Consider the following 25,964-nt stretch of genomic DNA (forward strand, 5'->3'; position numbering starts at 1 on the left):
CGCATCATTAGTTGTTCTATTATGATAGGATAATAGAAAACGCGATTCGTGCCGGGAGGGACGATCATGGATATTCAACGCTGGAAGCTTGAGCTTCCTGCCGTTTTCTCCAAGCTATGTCGAGAAATTCGGATTAACGATACGGTTGTCGATTGGATCGATATCATTTTTGAACAAGTCGGCAGCGCCAGCAAATGCCCGCCCCATTCCCACACCTGGTTCGAATTCAACTATGTACTGAGCGGACGGATGCAGACCCGATTCCGCGACCGGCTCGTCACGATCAACGAAGGGGACTTCTTCCTCATTCCGCCGGGACTCGTCCACTCCCATACGTATACGAAGGGCAATCCGCACGAGGGCATCTGCTTTCGCTGGCGTATTCGGCAGGCGGAGGACTCCGTCGCAGGGAACCGCCGCAAGGAAGATTGCGCAGATAGCTTAAGGGACGATGGCGATAGCGGCGGTCACGAGAGCGACTATGTTGGCGGTTTGGGTCAAGATGACAGCGGCAGCGGGAAGTCGGAACTCAATGAATCGGGACTCTATGCCGAGCTGGAGCGACTGCGCAGATGGAAGCCGGGCGGGTACATGGACCGCTACGGCATCCGGGAAATTTTGCTGCATTTTTTCGAGGAAGCGTTAGCCGGAAGATCTTCGCTGTCCCTGCAGCTTATTCTGCTGCGGCTGCTTGAGGAGATCGCTGCGATCGCCCGTTCGGAGCGGCACGAGCAAGAGGAGCCGGAGGGCCCGAAGGATCAGCTGATTAAAAAAATCGAGGTGTACTTGGAGGATTTCCGGGGCAAGCAGTTTAACGTGGCCGAGTTGGCCGCTTCGCTGCATATGAGCTACGGACATCTCTGCCGAGTGTATAAACAAAGAACCGGTATCACCCTGATCGAGAGGATGAACCGGCTCCGTCTGGAGAAGGCGGCCGCTCTGCTGCGCGAGCCCTCGCCTCCGCTAATTAAGGAAATCGCCGAGATCGCCGGCTTCCCCGACCTCTATTACTTTAGCAAAGCGTTCAAAAAAAGGTTCGGCGTCAGCCCCGCCTCCTACCGAAAGCAAAGCGACGAGCCTAGTTAGCCGGATGGATGTGCGAATCTCGCGAGATCAGCCTGAGCCGTCGGTCGGAGCAGGGATAGGCGTCAGATTGGGACTCGGCTCGGGCGAATATCCGGCAGACATGGCAGCCGGCATATCCAATGCCGCGCCTCCGGAAATTCTCCAGTATCTCGCTTCGACTGCCGGGAATTGCAGCAAATCATCGGAAGCGTCATCGGCGATGACCCGATAGACGCCGACCCAAAGCTGCCCGTCAGACGACGCTTCCACCGTGTACGAACGCGGCTGCTGCCCGGCAAAACGCACCGTCATGCGGTTAGTCGGACGAGTCTGGCCGAGATCTAGCTCTCCGGACGAACTCAAGACGCCGTCGTCCCATGACTTGATCGGCTGGCGAAGTTGAATTTGCTTTAAGAAGCCCGAATCGATCCGACCGCCCGATACTGTCAGTTGCACATACCGGTACTCGTTCCCGTCGTTGGCCGCGAATGACAGGCTAGTCGCATTGGTTCCGTCCAGCATACCCGCGTCCGTCCATTGCACGCCGTCCGGGGACAGGCGCAACGTTAGCGAATCGGGCAGCAGACGGCGCTCGTTCAAATCGTCGAAGGCGAGCCAGCCGTTGCTGGCCGCCGAGCTGCCGTCTACGGCCTGAAACCGGACCTGGCTTCCCGCAATGCCGGCCGCCTGCAGCTTCAGCGGAACGAAGCGGTCCGAATCCGGCGGCGAAACGCTGGCCAACACTTGGCCGCCCGCATCCAGCAGTCGGTACTCGTTCGCCCCTTGATCGGAATAACCTGCCGCCCAGAAAGCGAGCCCGTCTGTCTCCAGCGTAAATAGCTCGCTTGTTAGCGTGCCCGTTGCGGAGCTTCCGCCTGCGGAGGATTCAGCCCAGCGTTGTCCGCGCGCGCCCAAAGCGGAAGACGTTCCGCCCGTCAACGAGACTGGCGCATTTCCGAAAGCGGGACCAACGGATGTCCATCCGGTGTAGCTGCCCGTCTCGAAATCGTGATTATCCGACTGACGAATACCGTCCAGCGCGAGCCAGGCATAGCCGCCGCCGGCATCGCCGTCTACCACGCGGAAACGGACGGTCTGCCCAATCAGATCGGACACGTCCCAATATTGCTCTATAAACCGGTTCAGCGGCACGGAGCTTTGGCCCGGCGGCGTCGCCAGCCTAAGCCGCTGGCCGTTGCCATCCAACAATTCATAGTAGTTGAGCGGAGGGGTATGTCCGCCCTGACCGTCCCACCCGGCCGTTAAGAAAGACAGAATCGGTTTCTCGACGACAAACGGCTTGGACGTCAGAGTACCCGTCTTATCCTCGCCGGCCGCCAGCGTATCCGCCCAATAGTCGCCGTTGTCAGTCCCAAGCGGCCGGCCCAGTTTGCGCGAATTCGGCGCCGAGCCGAAGGCGTCGCCCGAGATCGTCCAGTCCTCGTACGTACCGGACTCGAACGACCAGTATTCGTCTTCCGGCCCGTTCTTGCCAGCGAAGCCGAACGGAGCGCCGAAGGCGAGCCAGCCGTCTGCGCTTTCCTCCATACCGTCCGACGCTTCGAGATACACCGTCTCCCCTTTTAAATTCGATACATCCCAATATACGATGGAGTAATCATCCGCATCCGGCGGAAATGCCGAACGGAGCTCCGCGCCGTTCGCCGCTTTTAGGACGAAGCGGTTCTGGCCGGTCGCGACGGCGATCGGATCGCCGGCCAGCTTAATATTGTCGACCGCGATCCAGTCGAACCCTCCGCCGTAAACGGCCGCTTCCGCATCGCCGACGGCATCGACGGCCTCGAACACGACTTCCCGCCCGGCCCAAAGGGAGACGTCCCACGTATAAGTCTTCATCGTGCCGCTATCGCCCACCCGATTCTCAGGTATCTGTTCCATTAAAATGGCGTTCGTCTCCGCATCACGCAAATAGTAGCGGTTGCCAAGATTGTAAGGCCAATCTCCCGGCGCATAGGAGGTGCCGTTCCAGCCGGCGCCATCGAACGTCAAGGTTGTCCGGTCGATTCGGAACGGTTTCGTCCGCAAGTTGCCCTTCTGACCGCTTCCCGTCGACGATGCGGCATAATAACCGTCTCCTCCGCTCACCCAGCCTGCGCCGCCGCTCGCCGGCGCGTTGCCGAACACCGGATCAACGCTCGATAGCTCGCCCCAGTCGCCCGTCTCGAAATCGGCGAGGATTCGAGTTCCGCTTCCGGCAGGGGCACCGGCCTGTTTATCGCCCGCGTAACCGGCGGCATAGAAGCCCAGCCCGTCCGCTTCCACCGTAAACGGAGCACTCCGGATTTTACCGATCGCGCCAGGGCGAGGTTCCGTGCTCGCCGTCTTGCCGATCGCCCCCTGCCCGGGCGAAGGCGCCGGACCGGCTTCGGGACCGCTCCCGAACGCATGGCCCACTGCCTGCCAACCGTTCCCAAAGGAAGTTTCGCCAAAGGCAAGCGCGGACAGCGGTCTTTCGACGCCGACGGACACCGTTTCAAGAGAGTAGAGATTGCCCAAGTCCAGCGTCGCGACCTGCCCGCCTCCGCTTTCCGACAACGCCCCGGAGGCCGCGATCGTTCCATCGGAACCGGGCGTATGCACGAACGTCGTTCCCGGCCGGAACGTGTAGTCCAGCATTCCGTCCTTTTCCCAGTTCAAATCGATGATCGCTTCGACATCGCCAAGCGAAGGGGAATGGCGAATGACGAGCGGTTCATTCGGATCGGTCGCAGCGTTGCGAGATACCGTGATGACCCGCTTCCCGCTGTAGCTGTCTACGCCGGCGTCCATGGCGTGGAACTTCTCGGGATCGACCGTAACCGTCCGCTCGATGCCCCGAGAATCGGCATAATCGGATAGCAAACGGCTCATGAAGCTGTCCTTGAACATCGTGTTATCCGCAACCGGAAACGCGCTGAACAGCACGCTACCCGACCCGACGGCCAGTTCGACCATAATGGCGTTGCCGGCCTCGTCGACGAGCACGGGCGTGGCGTTTGCCGGCAGCATGCCCGCGACCAGTGCGAGAGTCGTCCCGTCGCCGACAGGCACTTTGACGGCAGCTCCTGAAGCAAGCGCTTCCAGCCAAGCCGGCGCCGTAGAGGCTACGCGAACCTCGGTCCCAACTCTAGGCGTCGCCTGAGCCCCGGATAACAATCCCATCGCCCAATCGTCGACTTCGTCTCCGCCGGTGACCCGACGGGTATTCAAATCCAAGCGGTAGTTGAATCCGTTCGTACCGAAGGTCGCGAACGCGCCGCCGTCCTCGATCCAATCGAGGATATTGGCTTCCGCCGCGCTTGAAGTCAGCGCTACGCCCATGTTCGGGCTGATGAATACCTTATATCGATCCAGAGCGCCGTCCTCGATCGGAAAATCGTCCAAAATATCGGGCGTTTGCAAATAATGCGCCCAATTGGCGAACGGAGCGCCATACCAGGAAATGCCGTGATCCCCGTCGTATACGAAATTGTGATCGTTGCGGTCGTAGCCTTGGCGGAAAAAATTCGCATACCAAGGATTAAAAAGGACGACGTCCGCCCCTTCCGGCTCCGGATCGATCGACAGGAACTTCTTGGCGTTGTCCTTCGTGTAACGGTACAAATCGTTGCCGGAGTAATCCCCGTCGGGATCCCATTTGCCGGTGTTACCATTGAAGGCGGCGTAATCCCATCCCAGCGCCGAATGAGCCAGCATGTCTACCCCGCGCCCGAGAAAATTGAAGGCGTTGTCCGTCTGAGCCTTGTCGGTCGGCTGCGCCGTATCGTCCATCGATCCTTTAAGACCGTAGAATCGCGCCGTGGCCGAATATTGCGCGACGCCGTAGGGGGCGTCCAAGTTGCTGTTGCCGAAAATGATATTGTCGTATCGGCTGAAATCCCTAGCGATCTTGCCCATGCTTTCGCCGGTTTCCATCGGGGCGCTTTGATAGCCGCCGTCCACTTCCACGTGAATGGGCTTGTCGGAGACCGAGCGCATCTCCTGCATGTACGTTTGCAGAAAACGATCCATATAGTCCATCTTCCAGAACATCAGATCCGCCCACTCCGGCCTCGCGTCGACCGGATTCGGGGTATTACGGTCCGGCAGCGGGGACGAGATCTCGGCAAAGCTGTCGTAGCCGGTGTTCCATGCGGCATTCAGGGAGCCGATCGTGCCGTATTCGCTTTCCAGCCAATCCCGGAAGCTGGCTTGCGCGCTATCGCTGTAGACGGCCAGCAATTCGGGACTCGCCCCGGAATAGTACTCAATGCCGCCGAACCAGCCCGGACCGAGAATGGAAAATTTGCGGATGTGCGGATTGCTGTCGAAGTGCTTTATCGTCTGCTTCGCCACTTCGATGACGGTTTCGTTATGCAAGCTGTTGAAAAAATCGCGATGCTCGATAGTCCGGCCGATTTCGTCCTTGATTTCGGAATAAAAGGAAGGAAAGGCTCTGCCGGAGAAGCCTTGGAAGCCGAGCCACACGTCCATGCCGATGTCGGTAAACCGCTTTAGCATGTTGTCCGCGTACGCCCAAGAATAATGGTCGGGGTCCCGTACATAGTCCAGCACCTCTTCGTCGGGAATGCCGTCGGGATACAAAGCGTCGTCGATCAGCTCCGGCATCAGGTTGATGCCCGGGCTGTTCGGATCGGCAATGCTGACGCACAGGTTCATGAGCTGCTGGCGTTGCGCCAACAAGGCGTCCAGACCCGCGTCGCCGAAGTTGCTCATATCTGGAAAACAGGACAGAATGCCGACGCGCTGCGGCAGCAGATCCGGAAACAACGTAATTTCGTTGATCGGGCTGTCCGGACCGAAGCTATCGGTCACGACCAACCTGACATATCGCGCCTGCAGCCGCTCCCAGTGCGCGAAGAGCGTCCGGCTTGTCGCGACGTTCCCTTCCGCCACCTTCTCGTATTGGATCCCGTCCTCCGAAACCCGAATCTCGTATTGCTTCGGCCCGGCTTCGTCGGTCACGGCCGCTTCCAGCGCCCCCACCGTGCGCAGTTGTCCCAAATCCAGCTCGATCCATTGCGGACTGGAGGCCGTCGGCTGCGCGGCCGGACGCCAACTGCTCGCCGCGTCCCCGTATAGCCCGTCCCGAACCTGCTCCGGTCCATAACCGGCCTGGCTTGAAGAAGCGGCGGCTGCGACTGTCGCGACGCGCATGCCGGGATTAGCAGGAGCAACGTCCTCCAACGAGTTCGTTCCTGCAGCGAACGCCGGCGCCGCGCTGCCGAGAAGAGAGGCAGGCCACGCCAAGGCAGCGGACAGGAGCACGGGAAAGCCGCGCCTAATCCAAAAAGCTCCGATTGTCATTTCGTTCTCCTTTCGGGCGGTAGATCCGCCATAGATTGGATTGCGCGGTACGCCCCGATCATCCCAAAGAGCCCGAAAAGATTCAATTGACAATCCTTTGTATCGGATGACATTTTTATGGTTTGGAGCCGTATTGGCTGCGATAATCGCTTGGGGACTGTCCGAAATAATTTTTGAACGCCCGGTTAAAGCTTCTGTAGTTGGCATAGCCGACCCTCATTCCGACGTCAACGATCCGGTGTTCCTTGCTACCGAGCAGCTGCCGCGCGACCATCATTCTCTCGCGCATCAGAAACTCGTTGAAGTTTTCGCCCGTTTCTCTCTTAAACACGACGCTTAAGTAGTTCGCGCTACGATGGACTCGCTGTGCCAACCACTCCAGGGAAATGTCCTCCTCCAAATGTTCGCGGATCAGCGCCTTGAGATGGCTGAACGAACTTCGATCCGCCGTTCCGGCCTCTTCGTAGCCATCCGTCAAATGCGCGGCCAAATGGCGGAACAGCATTATCGCCTCTTGACGGGATTCGCAAGCGGCCAATCTTTGCAGCAGCTCCAGGAACACGCCCTGCCGGGCGGCATAGCCGGAGGAATCCAGCGAATTCAATTGGGATTCCGCCTCCGCGATCGTTTGTCTAAGCAGCGGAAATACGGATTCCAGCGGCTGGCATAGCGCATGCTGGGCGGCAAACAGACGCTCGACCGCCTCTTCCGCTTTCTCCCGTCGCAGTAAGGCCGCCGACTCCAGCAGCTCTGCGCAAGCGAGCTCGGCCTCACGGACAAACTGCCGATTGCGCTCTTCCTCCGTCGTTTCGCGCAATTGGCCGGCTATGCGCGAGACGAGCGCTTGCAGCTCGCCGAAATCGATCGGTTTTAGCACGTACTCCTTAACGCCAAGCGAGATAGCCTGTTTGGCGTATTCGAATTCGCCATAAGCCGTAATGACGACCATCGCCGCTTGGCAGCCCTGTTCCCGAAGCCGACGAATCATTTCGATGCCGTTCATGCCGGGCATGTTGATATCGGCAAGCACCAGATCGAAGCGGATGTCCGCGGCGATCTTGAGCGCCTGCGCCCCGTTGCCTGCCTGATGCACCTCCGTAAAGCCCGCTTCCTTCCAGCCGACGAAATCTTGGAGGTCCTCGCGAATCATTTGCTCGTCGTCGACAATTAACGCTTTATACATTCTCTTCACCCTCGTTGCCGATCGTATCTGATCCTTCCGTACGGATGACGATTCGCACGGTCGTTCCGACATGCGGAATGCTGTCGATGGTCATTGCGTACGATTGTCCGAATTCATGCTTCAAACGATGATGCGTATTGATCAGCCCCACACCGCCGGAACCTTGCGCCGGCTCCCGGCCCTCCGCAAGGCTTTCCCGGAGACGCTCCAATGTTTCCGGCTCCATGCCGATGCCCTCGTCCCGCACCTCCAACACGAGCTCCCGCTCGTCGAAGCCGCTTCGGACAACGATAAGAACGCAATCGCGCTCGGAACTGCTCGCTCCGTGATAAATGGCGTTCTCCATAATCGGCTGAAGGATGAGACAAGGCACGATTTGCGAAAGGGAAAAGTAATCGAGCTCCCACTTCACGTAAAATTTCCCTTTGAAGCGGTATTGCTGAAGCTCAACGTAAGCCCATAAGTTGTTCAGCTCGTTTTCCAAGGTCACGTTGTTCCCGATCTGATAAATGCTCTCCCTCAGAAGTTTGGACAGATGAAGGATCATCCGGTTGATTTCGGTTTCTTTCCCCGTCTTGCGCAGCGCGACGGAATGGATCGATTGCAGCGTATTGAACAAGAAGTGGGGGTTGATCTGGTTGCGCAAAGCTTTTAACTCGGCCTGCTTGCTTTTCAATTCCAGGTCGTGCTCCTTCTGCTTGAACCCGACCTGGCTGTCCAGCAGTTGTTGGATTTGGCGAGCCATCCGGTTGAGCCCTCGGCCGATTCGGTCGATCTCGCGTACGCCGGTCACTCTGATCTTCTCCTCCAGCCGTCCCTCGCCGAACTTGCCTATGCCCTCCAGAACGATGCGCAGCGGTCGGGTCGTCATATGGGAGATGTACGCCACGCCGAGAACGGATAGAAGGAGCACGACAAGCGCGATCAAGGCCACCTGCCGGCCGGCTACCGAAACGTATTCGGTAAAGGTTTGCACCGGATAAGCAATAATCAGATGCATACCCAGATAGGAACGTTCGATAAAAAACGCGTGCCCTCCTTGGCTGAACCCTGCAACTTCCGTCTGCGGCTCTCCGCCGCGCTTTTTCCAGGCTTCCAGCAAAGCAAGGTCTTCGCCGGCTCTTTCTCCCAATTCCTCGTCGTCCTCCGGATAGCGAAAAAGCAGCTCGCCATTTCGATTTACGTAGCTCAAACGAACTCCGGGAATCACCTTCAGCTTGTCTATGCTCTCTAGCAAGCGCTGCGGTTTCATGTTGATTTCCACCGCTCCGATGACCGGATTCGCGCTGCCGTTGTTCGGACCGAGCTTGCCATGGAAACTCGTGATAACGTGCCATTGGGACATCGTACGGTTGGTGCTGCTTGTCCAAGCCAGATGAGCCGGATTGGCCTTGGCTGCCTGATAGCCCGCCTGCTCCTCGTATCCGCCCTTCTTTAATCGCGGCTCTCCGACGGACACCGCCTTATCGCCGAACCAAACGCGAATGCTCTCGATTTCATCGGACGTATAGTAGTATTGCTGCAAAAATTCGGTCAACCCCGTCTTGAAAGCGAGAAACTCGGACTCGTCCTTTTCGGCTTCGAGCAACCGGGGCAATTGCTCCTGCACGTACGAGCTCATCACGATCTGCAGCGAAACCTCGCCGTATTTTCTGTTTTTGATGTCCAGCGATTCCATCGCGTCCAGCGCCAGCTGCCGATTGTAGCGTTCGGCCATCTCCGAGGCGGAGTTATAGTTATGGCGCAGCGCGATGAAAGCTACCGTTAGAGTCAGCACCACGATCATCAACAACACGAGCAGAACCATTCGGTTACGCATCGAAGTCAGCATTGCGGTTTCCGTCCTCCCAGCCGATGACTAGGCGCCTGAACGGTTCGTGGAATTATTTGATTCCCGCCGTCAAGTACACCTGAGTGATGCTTTTCTGGAAAAGCACAAACAGTCCGAACACGGGAACGATCATGATGACGCCGCCGGCAAGCAGCGCTCCGGGATTGAAATTGTTGATTGACGTTACCATGCTCGCAAGGCCGACGGCCAGCGTTTTGTTCGTGTCCCCACTTGTAATAATAAAGGGCCACGTAAACGCATTCCAGTTGGAAAGAAAAGTCGTAATGCCGAGCACCGCGATTCCAGGCTTGATATTGGGCAGTACCACCCGTACGATAATCCCCGCCAAGCCGCAGCCGTCGATACGTGCCGCTTCGATCAGCTCGTCGGGAATTTGCACCATGAACTGCCTCATTAGGAACACGCCGAAAGCGCTCATGAGCCCCGGAATCAGAATGCCCGACAACGTGTCCAGAAGCTGAAAGCTCTTGAACAGTTGAAACATAGGGACGACCAGAATATCCAGCGGGACGAGCATCATCAGTACGATAAACTTCAAAATCAAACCTTTTCCGAGAAACGACATTTTAGCCAGCGCATAGGCCGCCAATATGCCGAACACGATCGACGTCAACGTCGGGATCGCCGAGGTGACGACGGAATTCCACGCATAGCGGTCCAAATTGCTGCTCCATGCGCTGAAATAGTTGGCGATCGTCCATCGTTCGGGAAAAAAACGAAACGGAAAGGCATACACCTCGACATTCGGCTTAAACGAGGAGAACAGCAGGATGAGCAGCGGGAAAGCCAGAAACGCGATGCCCAGCAGCAGCAGGACAAAGCTGACGTAACGCTGCGTTGTCGTTGTCGTCATATCGTCACTCCTTTTCTTCGCCGATTTTCAGTATGCCGTAGGAGATCAGCCCGAGAAGAGCGGAGAGCACGACGACGATCGTCGCCGCGTAGCCCATCTGGTGATCGGTGAACGCTTTGTTCATGGCGTACATAAAGACAGTTTCGGTACTGCCGAATGGGCCGCCCTTCGTCAAAATGACGATCTGACCGTACATCTGGAAGATGGAAATCGTCATCAGGATCGTGGCGAAAATCATCACCGGGCGAATTTGCGGCAACGTAATATGCCAGACCTGGCGCCACCGTCCCGCGCCGTCTAAAGAGGCGGCCGCGTAAAGGCTTTGATCGACGCCGAGGATGCCCGACAGGAACAAGATCGTGTAAAAGCCCATATTCATGAAAAAGAAAATCGACATCACGACCGTTTTGGCGAGCAGCGGTTCGTACAGCCATTCGACTGCCGGCAAATGCAGATCGGTCAGCACGTTATTGACGATGCCATGGTTGGGACTGAACAAATACATGAACACGACGGCAAGCGCGACCATCGGCGCCATCGACGTGCCGTAAAACGCGGAGCGGAAAAACGCTTGACCGCGGTTCAGCTTGCTAAGCAGCAACGCCGTAACGAAGGAGGCCGCGATCGTAATCGGTCCAATCAGCCAGTAAAACAAAGTGTAGCCCAATTTGGCAAGCAACTCGCGATCGCCGAGCAACCGGGCGTAGTTGTCCAACCCCGTAAATTCCGGCGGCGTATAAAAATCGTAGGACTGAAAGGAAAGCAGCAGCATCTGCAAAAGCGGATATACGAAGATAACAGCGTAAAAGAGCAGCACCGGACCGACCAGAACGTACGCCAGCCAGTTCTCCCGTTTAATGAAACTCATGGCAAGCACCCTTTCCAAAGCAAAGGGGGAAGATGGCCTCTCTGCCTCTCCCCCCTTCTAGCTTACTTTAAATTGTTGTCGATCTCTTGTTGGATAGACGCTTGGAGCTCGGCTTGCTGCACCGAGATGTCCGCATCGGTCAGTATGATCTTTTCCAGCAGCTGGTCGTACTTCGTCCAAAAGCTCGACGAATTGTCCGAATGAATCGGCTTGATCCGATTTAATTGCTCGGACAGCACCGGCTTGATTGGATTAGCCGCAAACTGCGGATCATCGGACAGCGAGGCGAGCACCGGAATGCCTGCCGTGATTTCCAGCCATTGCTTATAAATTTCCGATGAGTACAGTGCGGTGAGCAGCTCGAGGGCGGCTTCCTTCTTGGCACTGGACTCGAAAACCGAGAAACTGAGTCCCGGGCCAAAAATGGAGGTGCTGTCCCGGATGGCCGGCACAGTGGAAAAGCCGAGCTTGCTCAAATCCAGCCCCCCCTCCTCGAAAGTGGCGAGCGACCAGCCTCCCGTAATCGTAAAGGCCGCGTTTTCGTTGAAGAAGACGCTCATCCAGTTGGCGTAATCCGTTTCCGGCTTGTCCGCGTAGCCGCTGGAGACGAGTCCCTTCAGCTTGGCCAGGCCGTCGGCTGCCTCCGGACTGTCGAATACCGCCTTCGATCCGTCCTGAGTGAAGAACTCCCCGCCTGCGCTGAATACGAACGGCGCAGTCTCGTAAGTGCTGATGCGGAACGTAAAGCCTTTAACGTCTTTACCGTTGGCCGCCTTAAGGCCGGCCCCCTTGATTTGCTCCAACATGGCGATCCAATCGTCCCACGAGATCGAGCTGAAGCCGGTGTCGGCAATCCCCGCCTTACTCAGAAGATCCTTGTTGTAGATCAAGAAAATGGAGTCCGCTTTGATCGGCACCGAATACAGCTTGCCGTTGTTTCGCCCCTCTTCCAGCAGACTCGGGTACATGTAATCGTCCTTCATCGGCGATCGGTCAAACCATTCCGTCAAATCGGCCAACAATCCTCGCTTCATCCACACCTGCTTGGGAGCGGAGGCGACCAAGTCGGGTAAATTGGAGCCGGCGGCCAGTACGTCGACCTTTTTGTCCATATCGGTATTCGGCACCGTGTCCAAACGTACCTTGATGCTGTACTTCTCGCTGTTTTTCGAGGCCAGTTGCGCCGCTTCGTTCAAAATCCGGGTGTTTTGCTCGTTGTTGGAGGAGTCGATCAGAACGCTTAACGTAACCTCCTGCTTTCCTCCCCCGGTCGACTGCCCCTGCGACTCGCCCGGTTCGTTGCCGCCGCATGCGCTTACAACGCCAGCCAGCAGCAGCAGGGAAATCCCCGGAGCGATTCGTTTCTTTAATGGTGCGAACATGTTATGCCCCCCTACGAGATGATGCCGGCCGCCGCTCGGCGAGATTGTCCGGCCGACTACCCTAATCTTATCGGGCAGCCGTCCGGGGAACAATTGACAACAGTTGCGATTATGTCACATTGCTTGCGAATGTTGCGGAAAGAGGTCGCGGCGCGACAAAGAAGGAAAGAAGGCCCGTTTATTCCCGACAAGACAAGCGATACTTACCAGGCGATATCCCCGTCGTTTTCTTGAACAGGTTCTGAAAATACGTCTCGCTCTTGTAACCGACCTTCTCGGCAATATCGACCATCGGCAGAACGGTCGTCGCCAAGATTTGCTTGGCCACCTCCATCCGGTAGCGAATCAAATAATGAATCGGGCTCACCCCCGTCTCCTGCTTAAACAAATGGATCAGATGATAGGCGTTCGTGTGCGTCAGCTTCGCCAAAATCGCCAGACTGACGTCGGACGGATAGTTTTCCTCTATATATCTTCTCGCCTGATGCACGATCTCTTTGCCGGACCGCCTTTTGACCTGTACCTCTTCTGAATAATGCAGCAGCCGCGCCACACGCCCCATTAATGCGCCGAGCAGCCCGTTCGCCACGATCTCTGATTCCGGCAGCGGACTGTGCCATTCGGCCACTATCTCATAGAGCAGCTGCTTGATCGGCAAATAATGCTCTCCTAGCTCCAGACAAGCCGGCTGCTCGGTCCCGGACAAATAATCCGGAGGCAATCCCTTGATTTGAAGCTCGGTATACCCCACGTAGACGGCCTTGAACCTGTCGCCGATCGACCGCTCCTCGTGCCAAATGCCCCGATTGTAGATGAGCAAACTCCCCTCTTTGGCCGTATAGGCTTTACCGTCCACCAGGAATTCGCCTTGCCCTTCTACGATCAACAGCATTTCCGAACAGTTTTCGTGCTGGTGCAGCGGAAAATAGAACCTCTCGCCCAGAGGAGGTTGAATGAGCGCTCCCCCCAGGATCGACGGCATCCGAACGACGACCGATTGCCTCATGCCCATCCCCCCATATCCCAATTTTCAATAGCCAAAGTTCGCAACATCGCTCATTGAACCTCTATTTACTTCAGTTTAGATTGATAGATAAGGATACGGCAATAGCGCTTTCCTAAATATTCAATATTTTTCTCCAAGAAGGAGTGAACGACGATGGCGATTGCATTCAGTAAAAGAAAGCTCAGCGACGACCCGTATGAAGCCTGCTCGGTATTCGACGTCAACAACGACGGCGTATTGGATATCGTGAGCGGCGCGTATTGGTACGAGGGTCCGGACTTCGTCAAGCGGCACAAAATCTGCGAGCTTGCCTCCCACGGACATTATCGGGACGATTTCTCCGATTTCCCGATGGACGTGGACGGCGATGGCCGGATGGACATCGTCACCGGCTCCTGGTGGGGCGGCGCGCTGAAATGGCGCAAAAACCCGGGAGATTCCGCCGCGGAATGGGAGACGTTCGAGATCGACCCGACCTCTAATATCGAGACGATCCGCTACTGCGACATCGACGGCTGCGGCATTCCCGAAATTTTCCCGAATACGCCGGGAGCCCCGCAAGCCTTCTACAAGCTCGTCTGCGACGAAAACGGCAAAGGCACCGGAAAATTCCGCAAAACGGTCATCTTCGACCAGCCGAGCGGACACGGCCTGGGCTTCGCGGACATTACCGGCAACGGAAGGTTGGACGTCGTGCTGAGCGGAGGCTGGCTGGAGCAGCCGGAAGATCCGTTCGCCGGTCCCTGGACGTTCCATCCCGAATTCTCGCTTGGCACGGCCAGCGTGCCGATTATCGGGTACGACGTAACCGGCAACGGTCTGTGCGATCTGATCGTCGGCCAGGCGCACGACTACGGCCTGCACTGGTATGAGCAAATGATCGGGGAGGACGGCGCCCGCAGTTGGGTTCGCCATGAGATTGACGCAACCGCTTCGCAATACCACGATCTCATGCTTGTCGATCTCGATCTGGACGGAGAGCTGGAGCTGGTCACGGGCAAGCGATATTTGGCGCACGACGACGATCCCGGCTTCGACGATCCGCTCGGACTCTATTATTTCAAGATCGACGGAGGGCGCTTCGAGAAGCATGTGATCGATTACGGTCCTGCGGGCGAGGCGTCGGGCAACGGCATCTTCATGTGGATTCAGGACGTGACGGGCAACGGCTATCCGGACATCGTCGCACCGGGCACGGAAGGCTTGTACTTATTCGAAAACTTGGGACCGCAGGAGTGAGAACGATGGCAAAATTGAAAATCGGATTCGTAGGCACGGGAGGCATGGGGCAGATGGCGCATCTGTCCAACTATTCGGCGCTGACCGAACTGTGCGAGGTCGTCGCGCTGGCGGAGGTTCGTCCCCAGCTTGCGCATACCGTGGCGGCGCGTTACGGCGTTCCAAAGGTATACACGGATCATCTGGAATTGTTGAGCGACGCCAAAGTAGACGCAATCGTCGCCCCTCAGCAGTATCGCTCGCATCAGGCTCTTCTTCCCGATATTTTGCGCGCGGGCATTCCGGTGTTGACCGAGAAACCGCTGTCGCTGACCGTCGAGGCGGGCGAGCAGCTCGTACAGCTAGCGGATGAGCATAAGACGCTGCATATGATCGGCTATCATAAGCGCTCCGACCCCGCTATGGAATATGCCAAGAAACGGATCGACGAGTGGAAAAGCAGCGGAGAATACGGCAAACTGCAGTACGTTCGCGTGACCATGCCGCCCGGGGACTGGATCGGCGGCGCGGACGCTCCGCTCGGCACGGACGAGGGGTATCCGGCGATTCCGGCGGAGGCATTTCCTTCCTATTTTACCGAGAAGCAATCCCGCGACCTGGACACCTTCGTCAATTATTACATTCATCAGGTCAACGCCATTCGCTTCCTGCTGGGCGAGCCTTATCGGCTGACCTTCGGGGACCGTCTGGGCGTGTTGCTGACCGGAGAGAGCGACAGCGGCGCCACCGTTGCATTGGAGATGGCCCCTTACAGCACTTCGATCGAATGGCATGAAAGCCTGCTCGTCTGCTTCGAGAAAGGGTTTGTTCGCGTAGAGCTTCCGCCTCCGCTTGCCCGCCAGATCGCCGGCAAGGTGACGATCATGAAGGACAACGGCAATGGCACGCCTTCTTATGAAATTCCGGTTATGCCCAACCGCTCCGCCATGCGTCAGCAGGCGATGAACTTTATCGCCGCGGTGCGGGGAGAGCGTTCGGCCCCTTGCGAATCGAAGGAAGCGTTGGAGGATTTGAAGCTGGCTCGAGATTACATTCGCTTGATGCAGCAATACCAATAACGATGAAATGAGGTGTCATGCATGAGAAAAGTGGCGATTATCGGGGCGGGAAGCATCGTATTCTGCAAAACGCTGATGCTGGACATTATGGCGACGCCGGAGCTGGAGGAGACGGAATTCGCGCTGATGGCTCCCTCCACAAGCAAAACCTCGCAGGTCAAAGCCTTCGCGGATAAGGTCATCGAGAAAAACGGCCTGAAATCCAAAGTAACGATCACGACCGACCGCAGGGAAGCGCTGGCCGGCGCCAGCTACGTTATCGTCTCATTCCAGGTCGGCGGCGTATCCGCCTTCGAGCTGGATTACAAAATTCCGCTGAAATACGGCGTCGATCAATGCATTGGCGACACGCTAGGTCCCGGCGGCGTATTCCGGGCGCTGAGGAGCATTCCCGTCATTCTCGACGTGGCGCGCGACATGGAGGAGCTGTGTCCGAACGCGACGCTGCTCAATTACGTCAACCCGATGGCGATGGTCTGCTGGGCGCTCGGAGAGACGAACATTCAGTACGTCGGGCTATGCCACGGCGTACAGACGACGCTGGACCTCGTCTCCGGCTATGTAGGCGTACCGAAACAGGAGATCGATTACGTCTCCGCCGGCATTAACCATATGGGCTGGTTTACGAAGCTGTCGCATCGCGGACGCGATCTGTACCCCGAGCTGCGAGAGAAGTTCGAGCAGCCGGAATTTTACGTCAACGAGAAGGTGCGCGGCGAGGTGTTTCGCCACTTCGGCTATTTCATGACCGAGTCGACCGGCCATCTCTCGGAGTACGTCCCGTGGTTCCGCAAAAACAGCAAGGCGCTCGACACGTACTGCGACGAACCTTCCTTCGGCGGGGAGTCGGGAGCGTATTACAATTGGTGTACCTACGTGGCCGACAAATACAAGAACCAGGACATTCTGAAGGACGAGAGCTACGACCTGCCTCCGCGCAGCGTCGAATACTGCGCCTACATCATCGAAGCGCTGGAAACCGGCAAAACGTTCAAGTTCAGCGGCAACCTGCGCAACAACGGCATGATCTCCAACCTGCCGAACGAGTGCTGCGCGGAGGGGCCCGTATTCGCCGACCGCACCGGTCTGCACAGAACGCTGGTCGGCGAAATCCCGCCGCAGTGCGCTGCGCTTAACCTGACCAACATCAACGTGCAGCGCCTGGCCGTGCTCGCCGCCAAATCCGGCGATCCGGAGACGGTCGTGCAGGCGCTCGCTCTCGATCCGCTTACGTCGTCGGTGCTGACGTTGAAGGAAATCCGCGACATGGCAACCGAAATGATGGACGCCCAGCGTCAGTGGCTGCCGCAGTTCTCGGGGCGCAGCCCGCGGCCGACGCCGACGATCCGCATTCCGGAAAACGTCAAGAGAGCCGAGGTGCCGATCGATCCCGCCCTCGCCGTCTTCTCCCGTTTTGGAGAATTGGCGAAATAGGAGATCGAGCCCCTCGACTCTACTCAACTTTAGCTTCTTGTAAAAACGAGCCTGCCGAACCGATCGGAAATATGGTAGTTCTCGGCGCCCGTCGGCGACCAAGCTTGGTAGTGACGGGTGCCGTTCGGCTCGTCGTCGATGCGGAAGAAGTTGACTCTCCACTGCGTCCCGTCTTGCGGAGCTTTGGAGAAGTTCGAGAACGGCAGCCTGAACGTATAGGTGCGCCGTTCTCCTTCCGCCTCGATCTTCTGCTCGAAGCCTTGAACCTCCCACTCCGAGCCCACCTTAAAGCTATTCGGATCGTTCTCGTCGTCGTGATCGATCATCACATCGCAGAGCACGCCGTTCGGGCTGACGACAAGCTCCATGTACCGCCTGCACTTGCCCTCTTCGTCGATAAACATCTCCACGACGTCCTGTTCCCACAGCGGATCTTTGCGATTTGTATACTGCGAGACGACATGCGTGTCCACGCACTCGAATCTCGCGTACAAAGCGTTGTCGTCCCAGCAGACTTTAACGTGCGTCGACTCGAGAACGTCCCCGCCCGTGACGACGTCCACGAGACTGACGGCAGCGATGCGTTCCCAGATTTCGTTCGTGTAATTCACATATTCGCATGGATAAGTCGGGATCTCTGCTAGCTTCGACATATAAACCTCCGTCATTTTCCGAAACTCTGTCATTGAAAAGGGACGGCTTTCATTATACCTTTAGTTCATGTCCGCTTCCAGAGGTCCCGCCAAAGCCTGCAAATAAAACAGCTTGCCAGGCAGCGTCGGCATATACGTCGACGGCAGCCATCTGTTCGGCCCGTGCCGCAGCGTCGTCCATAGCGACAGTCCCTGCCACTGCATGCCGCGGCCAAGCGCGCCGTCGCAGCCGCCGATGATGCGGTCGGATTGCAGGAATAAACCTGGGCCGACCGTATTCGCGCGGCAAGGCACGAGCGTCGTCCGACTCTTGAAGCTGGTAATCGCGTTCTGCTCGATCGTTAGAGGGTGAAGCTGCGCTCCAATGCGGTGGGTCTGCTTGCTCCACTCTTCATCGCTGGCGAACTCCGCGCCGAAGTGCGGCTCCCAGAACGCAATGTGCATCATCCGTCCGATGCCGAACACGGTGATCAGCTCGGCCCCCTCCGCCTTTAACGCCGCGATCTTCTCCGCATAAGTCGGCAAAGTCGCTTTTGTGGCGAAGTGACGCTGTGAGGTCGGAACGGTAAGCTCGCCAAGCGGACCGTAAAACGCCTGTTCCATCGCGTTCTGGAACGAGCCCGGATTGTCAGATGGCAGCGTGTTCCCTTCCCCGTCGCTCCATTCGTCCATGTTGAAGCCGTACACGTGCGAGCAATCGACATTCCATTCGTTCAGGAAGTAAACCGCCCACTTGTACATCCCCATCGGCCCTACCGGCAAAATAAACGCGATTTTGCGTCCGGCTTCCTTGGCGCGGCGAATTTCCGTTGCGATCTCATGGCCCATTTTCACGTCGAGCTCCTGCACTTCTGCACAAGCGACCGGCTGGAACGCTTCGTTCCAGAATTGCTGACGGTCTCCGATCGTCTCCGGAGCGTTGGCACAGCAGCGATCGATCTTCTCCATATCCCACCCGGCGGGATAGAAGCCTTCAAGCAGGGAGCCTTTGACCGTTTGATTAAAGTTCATGTTCGGCACTCTCCTATTCTTGTCGTTGTTAGGGCAGCAGTCTCTCTGCCGTCAGCCTCGGCCAGGCCTGACATTGCTTAAAGCCTTCCGCGTACGGCTTGCCGCATTGCAGCCCGCGGAACTTGGACACCGTCCGCACGAAATCGAGGAAGTCGATTCCGTCGTGCTCGTACAGCCATTTGATCTGACTTTGGTGGCAATCGTTCATTTGAATTTTCGTTTCGATGTGATCGCTGATATCCACGTATTCAGTAGGGAGAAAGCCGACTCCCGCAAGCGTGTCCATGTAATAGATCGGAGCGACTTTATCGTGAGCCTCCTCGTTCGCGTCCGCGCGATAATACGGCACGGTCGCCGCGAAGCTCGCGTCGAACACCGCTCGCGACACTTCCATATGGTCCTTCATGTAATCCTCGGGCGGATGCGTTATGATATAATCCGGCTTCGTGCGTCGAATGACTTCAACCAGCTTGCCGATCAACTCGTCCTGGTCCGACTTGACCGCCAGGTCCGGAACGTCCAAGCTGATGACCTCCGCGCCGATCAGCGCGCCGGCCGCCTTAGCTTCCAGACTTCTGATCCGTTTCAGTTCCTCCGCCGGAATCACTTTATGGCCTTTGTTGCCGTTAGCCACGTGAACCATCGTCACTTGATGGCCTTGCGCCGCCAGCTTCGCCAGCGTACCGCCGCAGCCGATCTCCAGATCGTCCGGGTGGCAGCCTACCGCGAGTACGTTCATCGCCACGCCTCCTAGATTCGTTAAGTTAAGTTCGAGAGGTCCGTTATCCCCTGCCGACTCCCTTGAGTGTAAGCGATACAACGCAGCGCAGGCTTTAGCAAAAAGGCCGCGAAACGTGGCAATAAGTCTGTTTTTCGTCCGTTCCCGAAGATTGCAGCTATTCACGAAAAGAGGATCGAGGCTCGGCGTTCCCATGCTATAATTGAACCAATGAATAGGTAGTCCATTAGACGGAGGCCAAGCCGATGACGAACCCGGACAGAAGCTTCCCCCGCACCAAGCTTAAGGAGCCGTTCGCGGTCAAGCAGCTCGTTTCGTTCCATTATTTCGAGTTTTCCAAGGACTTCGCCTTCGAGGGGGAGAAGCACGATTTTTGGGAATTCGTCTATGTGGATAAAGGAGAGCTGGAAGTATTCGCGGACACGGAGGGCTATCGGCTTAAGCAGGGGGACATGATTTTTCACAAGCCGAACGAATTTCACGGGGTATGGGCCAACAAGACGGTCGCTCCGAACGTGATTATTCTCTCTTTCGTGTGCCGTTCCGAGGAAATGGCTTACTTTGAAAATAAAATTTTTACGCTGGACGATGAGCAGAAGGGGATTCTCGCGCAAATTATGAAAAGCGGATTCGCCGCCTTCCTCCCTCCGTTCGACGATCCGCGCAACCATACTCTCCGCAGAAAGACGGACGCCCCCGTCGGAGCGGAGCAGCTGCTCAAGCTCCATCTGGAAATGCTGCTCGTCCGCCTGAGGGACGCCGGAGACCTGCTGGCCCGGCAGGAGCAGCGGCTGTCGGCGTCCATTAAACGAAAAAGCGAGGACGATCTCGTCCAGCGCATGTGCGAATATATGGAGCAGCACCTCTACGCGGATCTGCGTCTGGAGGATATCTACAAGCAGTTCAACCTGAGCAAAAGCCATGCGCTTACGCTGTTCAAGGAACACCGCGGCATCAGCATCATGAAGCACTATCGCCGTCTGAAGATCGAGCAGGCCAAGAGCTTGATCCGCGCGCAGCGGCACACGTTCACGGAAATCGCCGATAAGCTCGGCTACGGCAGCGTACACAGCTTCTCGCGGCACTTCAAGTCGGATACGGATATGTCGCCCTCCGAGTATCTGAAGACGGTGATTGCCAAAGTATAGAAGCGTCCGGGGAGGGCACCCCTCGGCGATCGCCTCAACGCAAATTCGCGAACATGCGCTTCATATCGATATCGATGCAGGAGAACATGGGAGAAGCCACTTTGCTCGGAGCATGAGCATCATACGTTTCTACGAGCTGCAGCTTGCCGTTCGCATCGAGAATAAACTGGTCCAACGTCAGATGAACCGGATCGACAATCCAGTATTCCTTCAGCCCGAAGCGCTCATATTGGCGTTTTTTTCTTATTTTGTCGTTGTGACTGGTAGAGGGAGATAAAATTTCGACGACCAGATCAGGAATGCCCTCGATCCGTTTCGGCTTGATAATAGAAGCATTCTCGTGCAAAATATACACCAGATCGGGCTGAAACAGGTTATCCTCGTCCAAATAGACGTCGACAGGCGCATAAAGAATCGATCCCTCGCAAATCGTGGATTTGCCGGCCTCCAAGGGCGACGCCATCGTGTTCCACGATTTGCTGCTGCACGCCTCCTATCCGAATACGTCGGGCGCCGACCGTTGGGCTTTGATCTCCACCTACAAGGACGGAACGCAGCCGGACCCCGATTATACGTGGGCGAAAGCCGCCTTCGCTTTATGAGGTTCTAACCCTCGACCAATATGAAACCACCGCCAGCCCTTCCCGGAATCGGGATGCGGCGGCGGTGATTAAAGTTATGACTCGTTGTAGACTTCTACTTCTCCCAGCTGAAGAACATAATGCCCGTTATTGTCCGGGCGCAGTCCCGATGCGGAAATTCGGATTTTATTCGTCGTATCGGCATAACCCCAAGTATAGGCAAGCGCCGCACTAGAAGCAGGTTGAGATTCGTTGGTCCGGGTTACCCGATCCTGCCAATTCGCTCCGTCCCACACTTGAATCTTAAAATTCTTCGGGTAGCCATAAGGCTCGGTACGGCCGACAAGAACGACCTTGTTAAACGCGACCGGGGAGCCCATATCGATCTCGATCCATTCGGCATGGTCGCTCGTTATTCCCGTCTGCGTCGAAAAATTGGTCGATCTGTTCCCGTCCGTCAGCCTGCTCTTCGGCCAGCCCGAATACTCGCTGCTTACCGTAACTGCAGCATTTAACGCTAAGTTCGAAGGGGCTGACGGCAAAGCGTACAACCTACCTTCTCCCGGCGCAAAGGCGGCCGACATAGCTCCCGTGGCCGGATTGTAATTCGTGGCGACTTCGCCTCCCGTCGTTTTGGAGATTTCCGTTACCGCGCTCGGTTTAGGCGAAAGCGTAAACGACACCGTTCTGGAATTGACGGTATCCCGGTTGGTTACCATGACATATCGGCGTCCTTCGGCATCTGTCGAGTATCCAATCACTAATGGATCGGCAGCATTAGACGGCTGAAGGAAAAAGCTCGAAGGCAGCGCAGTCGTACCCGCGGGCAGCGTTCCGGTATGATATACGGCCTGGGAGGTCAGCGACAATAGTTTAGGTCCGAGCTTCAACACCTCCGCGTTAATATTTTGCGCATACGTATAAGAAGCGTTCTTAGTTCCGTTCGGCAGCAGAATGCCGTCATGGAACGGTTCTCCTTGACCGGACGGAGTCTCGTATGTGAAGTAATTGATTCCTTTAGCCCCGTAGGCGAGGCTGGTATACACTTGGTACCTCATTTCTCCTTCCGAAGGCGCCCTGAGCATTCCCGTAATTCCTACCGATTGAATATAGGTCCAAAAATCAATCGATGCCGCCAGAGATTGCCTGCGGATGATTTCCATATTGGAATAATAATCGGCGCTAATCCCTCCGCTTGCGCTGAACGGATAATGATCGTACATCATGAAGTCCGGGTCTTTGCTGGCCCAGCGATAGACGTAATCTTCGTAGGAAAAAGCGGTCAGGTTTTGATTAAGGGTAAACCAAAAGTCTCCGTCCGAGGGACTGCCGGCCACGTAGGCCGTACCGTCTTTCTCCCATTCCGTTCCGCTAGTCGATTTTACGATCCAACCGACGGAATTATCCCCGCCGCCCCCATGGGTAAGCTCCCAGTAGTAGGTTGTATTCGGGCTTACGGCCGCGTTCAAAGTAAACTGCGGATAATTCGTGCTCGCTCCCGATCGCGTCTGCTGCGCGATCAACGTCGTTTTGGCAGGAGAATTCCACAGCTTCAGAGTTAGAGGCTCGTTCGTCCCCCATTGATTCTTGTCGATATACAACTGAACAGTCGATATCGTTGTCGTCTTCGAATTGGTCTTAAAAGACTGTCCTACGGATTGAGTCGGGCTTACGAATACACCCGTCTGCCCGCCGAAACCAAGGTTGCCCGCATAGGTCGGAAGCAGATTCACGTAGGTCAGATGATCGGGATCGGCCGCCCTGATTTTCTCGATCGTGCTTTGTAAACCGACCATCTTCTCCGCGGAAGGCTCATCGACAAGATGATAACCCAGGAAAGCTCCGTTCGTTTTGTAGTGATTGGTAATTTCGGCGATATCAGCCGCATACGGCTCGGCGCCTCCGATAAACATGCTCCGGGCGTAACGGAGATTAAACCATAAGTCATGCCCTGCCTGGGCAACTCCGTCCCGGTAAGCCGTTCCTCCGCTATACGCGTCGGAAGTATGATAGATCACGTAGCTTTGAGCCAATGGCCCATCGGCGGTCAACTCCATGTAATACGTGGTGTTCGGAGTAAGCCATTTATAAAAATAAAAGGTAGGGTGGATTGTTCCGGCAGGACCGGTTATCGATGAACTCCCGATCAGAGTCGTCTTGCTTGGCGAATCGTAAAGCTTTAACGTCATCTTCTGACCGCTGGCCGGCAAATTTTCATCCATGAACAGCTCTATGGTATCGATTGCAATATCCGGAGTATTCGGAGTTGTGAACGTTTGCCCGAACGAATGACCGTAGTTGAGAAAATCTCCTCCGTCGCCGAGATTTTGCAATTCGTTAAATTTGTACGAATCCAGTCTTTCTTCCTGCACGACGCATTTTAAGCCGTTAGCGGCACACTGCGCCAATGCGGCGTCGTTAAGGCTTTGGTTGATAACGCCGTTCGTCAAGAGAACGTAGGTCGCATTCATGTCCTTGATCTGTTCGTAATTTTCGAACGTCGTATCCTGAGGACTCGGCGACCAGAAGATCCCGATCGGGAACGGAGCAACCTTCGGATCGGGTATTGCCGCTTGGACCGAAGAAACGGTAGAGAAAACGAAAATTGCCGCCAATAAGCCTAGAAGGAAAGGTGCCTTTTTTTTCATGAAATGACCTCCTCTAATTGAGAGCGCTTTCCAAATTCGGTTCACGCTCTTCTTTAATCAGAATAGGACAACCGCTTCATCGGATATAGGAATATTTTTACCGGATTTATTGGACTTTTTTGCCGATGGAGTCGCCGGACTATGCGAAAGACGCGAAAAGGACGCTTGTCATAAGCGCCCTTCCATTTCCACTCTTTCCGACTATTCCAAATCCGGAACCGTCTTCAAGTTGTTCGTTCTTTCCTCCGAAATCTCGTCGTAGCCGAGTTTTCTTTCCGTTTCTTGCCACTTGGCGATAATGTTGCGAATTTCGTCCTCGGATTTCGCGAGTACGCCGGACACGACCATATCCTTCCACCGGGTCGCGTAACCTGCGCCCTTCTTCAGTTCGATCGGTCCGGGGAGGACGTAAGGAGCTTTGTCCGTAATGTACGAATAGACCGGCTCTCCTTGGACGTAGCCCATGTTTTTCAAGGTTTCGATGACGTCCGCTCTTTTGTCGTACGCGGTCGGAGCGTAGTATTTCGCTTGCAAGTTGTAGTTCGGCGTCGGACTGTAGTACCAAATTCCTTCGGGAATTTTCTCTCCGATATTTCCTTGGAACTTATCGATAGCCGCCTGCGTCTCGACAATCTTATTGTCGGCATCATATTCCCAATCGACGCCTTCCTGACCAAAAGTCGTGAGCTTCCAGCCTTCCTCCCCCATCGTGTATTCCATGTACTTGATGAAGGCATTCAAGTTTTCTTCGCTAATGCTCTTCTTGATGATCCAGTACGAATTGACTCCCAGCATCGCTTTCTTAACAAACGCCGGATCCAGCGACGGATTCGTCTTGCTGCTGAACACGGTCGTTCCGACGAACAGTCCCTTCGGATCCACGTTGGCCAGACTGTCGTTCACCGTCATGACATGCGTGCCCCAAGTTCCGAACAATCCTACGCGGCCGCTGGACGCCTTCTCGATATATTGTCCGTACTTCATCGTCAAGCTTTCCTTGTCGATCAAGCCCTCTTTGAAGAGCGAATTGTAATACGCGATGAATTCATACAGATTGTCCGTGAAGACCATGTCGTGCCGTTTGACCTTGCCGTCGCTCTTATCCGTAAACCAGTCGTTCAATCCGACCGTTACGTTGCCGGAGCCTGCGTAGGAATATTCCGGATTGTCGAACATGTATTTGTTGTTCCAGAACATCTCTCCGAAATCGATCGAAGGGATGACCTTCTGTCCGTCGGGCAGCTTAATGTTATCTCTGAATGCGATTAGCGTATTCCGCAATTCATCTGTCGTTTTGGGCAAAGGGAGTCCCAACTGATCCAGCCAATCCTTGCGAATGAGCGGCGCCGTTGCAGGCTTGGTTCCGATAGGAGACTCGAAGTTTTGCGGCGCGCGGAACAGCTTCCCGGTTTCGACGTCCGAGCTGATCGGCAGAAGCTGACTCACTTGCGCTTTGTAATTCGGCATCCGATCCAGAATTTCGTTCCAGTCCAGCAGAATGTCGTTCCTTCCCAAAGAATCGATCGTTTGCGCAGCCAGCGTCGAGCTTGTCGTCATTAAAATATCGGGCATGTCCGCCGCTTTGGTAGCCGCCCACAGCTGAAGCTTCTTGTCTGCTTCGTCGGAGCTTCCCGTCTTCAGGACGTTGAGCTTGACCTTAAATCCGAGCGCCTTCTCGAGTTCAGGCCCGATTCTGTCCCGGGCTTCGTCGACCGTCGCCCATCCCCAGTTAAAAGAGGAAACGGTAAGCTCCGAAGGAAGAGCTTCTTTCGAGGGCTCCGCCGATGCGGTCTCCTGCTGCGCCGGAGAAGACGCCGCGGGAGCGGATTCTTTCGCCCCGTCGTTCGTCTTGGCACAGCCGGCCAGAATGCTGGAAGTCGCCAGCGCAAGCGTAGCCAGTGAAACGATCATTTTCTTTTTCATCGTCATGCTAACCT

The 25,964-nt window shown here is 56.1% G+C and carries 19 protein-coding genes; 6 read left to right on the top strand and 13 right to left on the bottom strand.

Features of this window, described 5'->3' with window-relative positions; all coding sequences use genetic code 11:
* The first annotated feature begins 66 nt into the window (after window positions 1-66).
* Window positions 67-1,086, top strand: a complete 1,020-nt coding sequence (locus tag J4772_RS20965) for an AraC family transcriptional regulator (protein ID WP_209071256.1) — start codon at window positions 67-69, stop codon at window positions 1,084-1,086.
* Window positions 1,087-1,113: 27 nt separating this feature from the next.
* Here J4772_RS20965 and J4772_RS20970 read toward each other — a convergent pair whose 3' ends face one another.
* From J4772_RS20970 to J4772_RS21000, 7 genes are all read right to left on the bottom strand, one after another.
* Entirely contained in the window at window positions 1,114-6,372 is a 5,259-nt protein-coding gene (locus J4772_RS20970) for a discoidin domain-containing protein (protein WP_209071257.1), read from the bottom strand.
* Window positions 6,373-6,487: 115 nt separating this feature from the next.
* Window positions 6,488-7,555 carry a response regulator gene (locus tag J4772_RS20975; RefSeq protein ID WP_209071258.1) on the bottom strand — a complete coding sequence of 356 codons (1,068 nt, stop codon included), beginning with the start codon at window positions 7,553-7,555 and terminating at the stop codon, window positions 6,488-6,490.
* Window positions 7,548-9,386, bottom strand: a complete 1,839-nt coding sequence (locus tag J4772_RS20980; RefSeq protein WP_209071259.1) for a sensor histidine kinase — start codon at window positions 9,384-9,386, stop codon at window positions 7,548-7,550. The genes J4772_RS20975 and J4772_RS20980 overlap by 8 nt, the downstream gene beginning before the upstream one ends.
* Window positions 9,387-9,438: 52 nt before the next feature.
* Window positions 9,439-10,260 carry a carbohydrate ABC transporter permease gene (locus J4772_RS20985; RefSeq protein ID WP_116063377.1) on the bottom strand — a complete coding sequence of 274 codons (822 nt, stop codon included), beginning with the start codon at window positions 10,258-10,260 and terminating at the stop codon, window positions 9,439-9,441.
* Window positions 10,261-10,264: 4 nt separating this feature from the next.
* Window positions 10,265-11,128, bottom strand: coding sequence for a carbohydrate ABC transporter permease (locus J4772_RS20990; RefSeq protein ID WP_116063378.1), 864 nt, complete (start codon window positions 11,126-11,128; stop codon window positions 10,265-10,267).
* Window positions 11,129-11,190: 62 nt separating this feature from the next.
* Window positions 11,191-12,510, bottom strand: coding sequence for a sugar ABC transporter substrate-binding protein (locus J4772_RS20995; protein WP_209071260.1), 1,320 nt, complete (start codon window positions 12,508-12,510; stop codon window positions 11,191-11,193).
* A gap of 178 nt (window positions 12,511-12,688) precedes the next feature.
* Entirely contained in the window at window positions 12,689-13,516 is an 828-nt protein-coding gene (locus tag J4772_RS21000) for an AraC family transcriptional regulator (RefSeq protein WP_209071261.1), read from the bottom strand.
* Between the two features lie 153 nt (window positions 13,517-13,669).
* Here J4772_RS21000 and J4772_RS21005 point away from each other — a divergent pair, with 153 nt between their 5' ends.
* The 3 genes from J4772_RS21005 to melA are packed head-to-tail and all read left to right on the top strand — an operon-like array spanning window position 13,670 to window position 17,247.
* Entirely contained in the window at window positions 13,670-14,755 is a 1,086-nt protein-coding gene (locus J4772_RS21005; RefSeq protein WP_209071262.1) for an FG-GAP repeat domain-containing protein, read from the top strand.
* 5 nt (window positions 14,756-14,760) lie between these two features.
* Complete coding sequence (locus tag J4772_RS21010) at window positions 14,761-15,813, top strand: Gfo/Idh/MocA family protein (protein ID WP_209071263.1); 1,053 nt, start codon at window positions 14,761-14,763, stop codon at window positions 15,811-15,813.
* Between the two features lie 21 nt (window positions 15,814-15,834).
* Entirely contained in the window at window positions 15,835-17,247 is a 1,413-nt protein-coding gene (gene melA / locus J4772_RS21015) for an alpha-galactosidase (RefSeq protein ID WP_116063383.1), read from the top strand.
* A 29-nt stretch (window positions 17,248-17,276) separates the two neighbouring features.
* Here the strand turns inward: melA and J4772_RS21020 are convergent, their stop codons facing one another.
* The 3 genes from J4772_RS21020 to J4772_RS21030 are packed head-to-tail and all read right to left on the bottom strand — an operon-like array spanning window position 17,277 to window position 19,650.
* Window positions 17,277-17,900 carry a carbohydrate-binding family 9-like protein gene (locus J4772_RS21020; RefSeq protein WP_181917933.1) on the bottom strand — a complete coding sequence of 208 codons (624 nt, stop codon included), beginning with the start codon at window positions 17,898-17,900 and terminating at the stop codon, window positions 17,277-17,279.
* 60 nt (window positions 17,901-17,960) lie between these two features.
* Window positions 17,961-18,911: a sugar phosphate isomerase family gene (locus J4772_RS21025; RefSeq protein WP_209071264.1), complete on the bottom strand. Its 951-nt coding sequence runs from the start codon at window positions 18,909-18,911 to the stop codon at window positions 17,961-17,963.
* A gap of 28 nt (window positions 18,912-18,939) precedes the next feature.
* Window positions 18,940-19,650: a PIG-L deacetylase family protein gene (locus J4772_RS21030; RefSeq protein ID WP_181917934.1), complete on the bottom strand. Its 711-nt coding sequence runs from the start codon at window positions 19,648-19,650 to the stop codon at window positions 18,940-18,942.
* A 245-nt stretch (window positions 19,651-19,895) separates the two neighbouring features.
* Between J4772_RS21030 and J4772_RS21035 the strand changes: the two genes are divergently transcribed.
* A complete protein-coding gene (locus tag J4772_RS21035; protein ID WP_209071265.1) occupies window positions 19,896-20,798 on the top strand; it encodes an AraC family transcriptional regulator in 903 nt (300 codons plus the stop codon).
* Between the two features lie 34 nt (window positions 20,799-20,832).
* On the opposite strand, the gene J4772_RS21040 is transcribed toward J4772_RS21035, so the two are convergent.
* Window positions 20,833-21,261: a Uma2 family endonuclease gene (locus J4772_RS21040; protein WP_247740798.1), complete on the bottom strand. Its 429-nt coding sequence runs from the start codon at window positions 21,259-21,261 to the stop codon at window positions 20,833-20,835.
* A gap of 1 nt (window position 21,262) precedes the next feature.
* On the opposite strand from J4772_RS21040, the gene J4772_RS21045 reads away from it, so the two are divergent.
* Complete coding sequence (locus tag J4772_RS21045) at window positions 21,263-21,400, top strand: hypothetical protein (RefSeq protein WP_247740799.1); 138 nt, start codon at window positions 21,263-21,265, stop codon at window positions 21,398-21,400.
* Window positions 21,401-21,474: 74 nt separating this feature from the next.
* Here the strand turns inward: J4772_RS21045 and J4772_RS21050 are convergent, their stop codons facing one another.
* A complete protein-coding gene (locus tag J4772_RS21050; protein ID WP_209071268.1) occupies window positions 21,475-24,027 on the bottom strand; it encodes a discoidin domain-containing protein in 2,553 nt (850 codons plus the stop codon).
* Between the two features lie 201 nt (window positions 24,028-24,228).
* Window positions 24,229-25,956 carry a type 2 periplasmic-binding domain-containing protein gene (locus tag J4772_RS21055; RefSeq protein WP_209071269.1) on the bottom strand — a complete coding sequence of 576 codons (1,728 nt, stop codon included), beginning with the start codon at window positions 25,954-25,956 and terminating at the stop codon, window positions 24,229-24,231.
* Window positions 25,957-25,964 lie beyond the last annotated feature (8 nt).

The sequence above is a fragment of the Cohnella sp. LGH genome, from assembly GCF_017671885.1.
GTDB lineage: Bacteria > Bacillota > Bacilli > Paenibacillales > Paenibacillaceae > Cohnella > Cohnella phaseoli.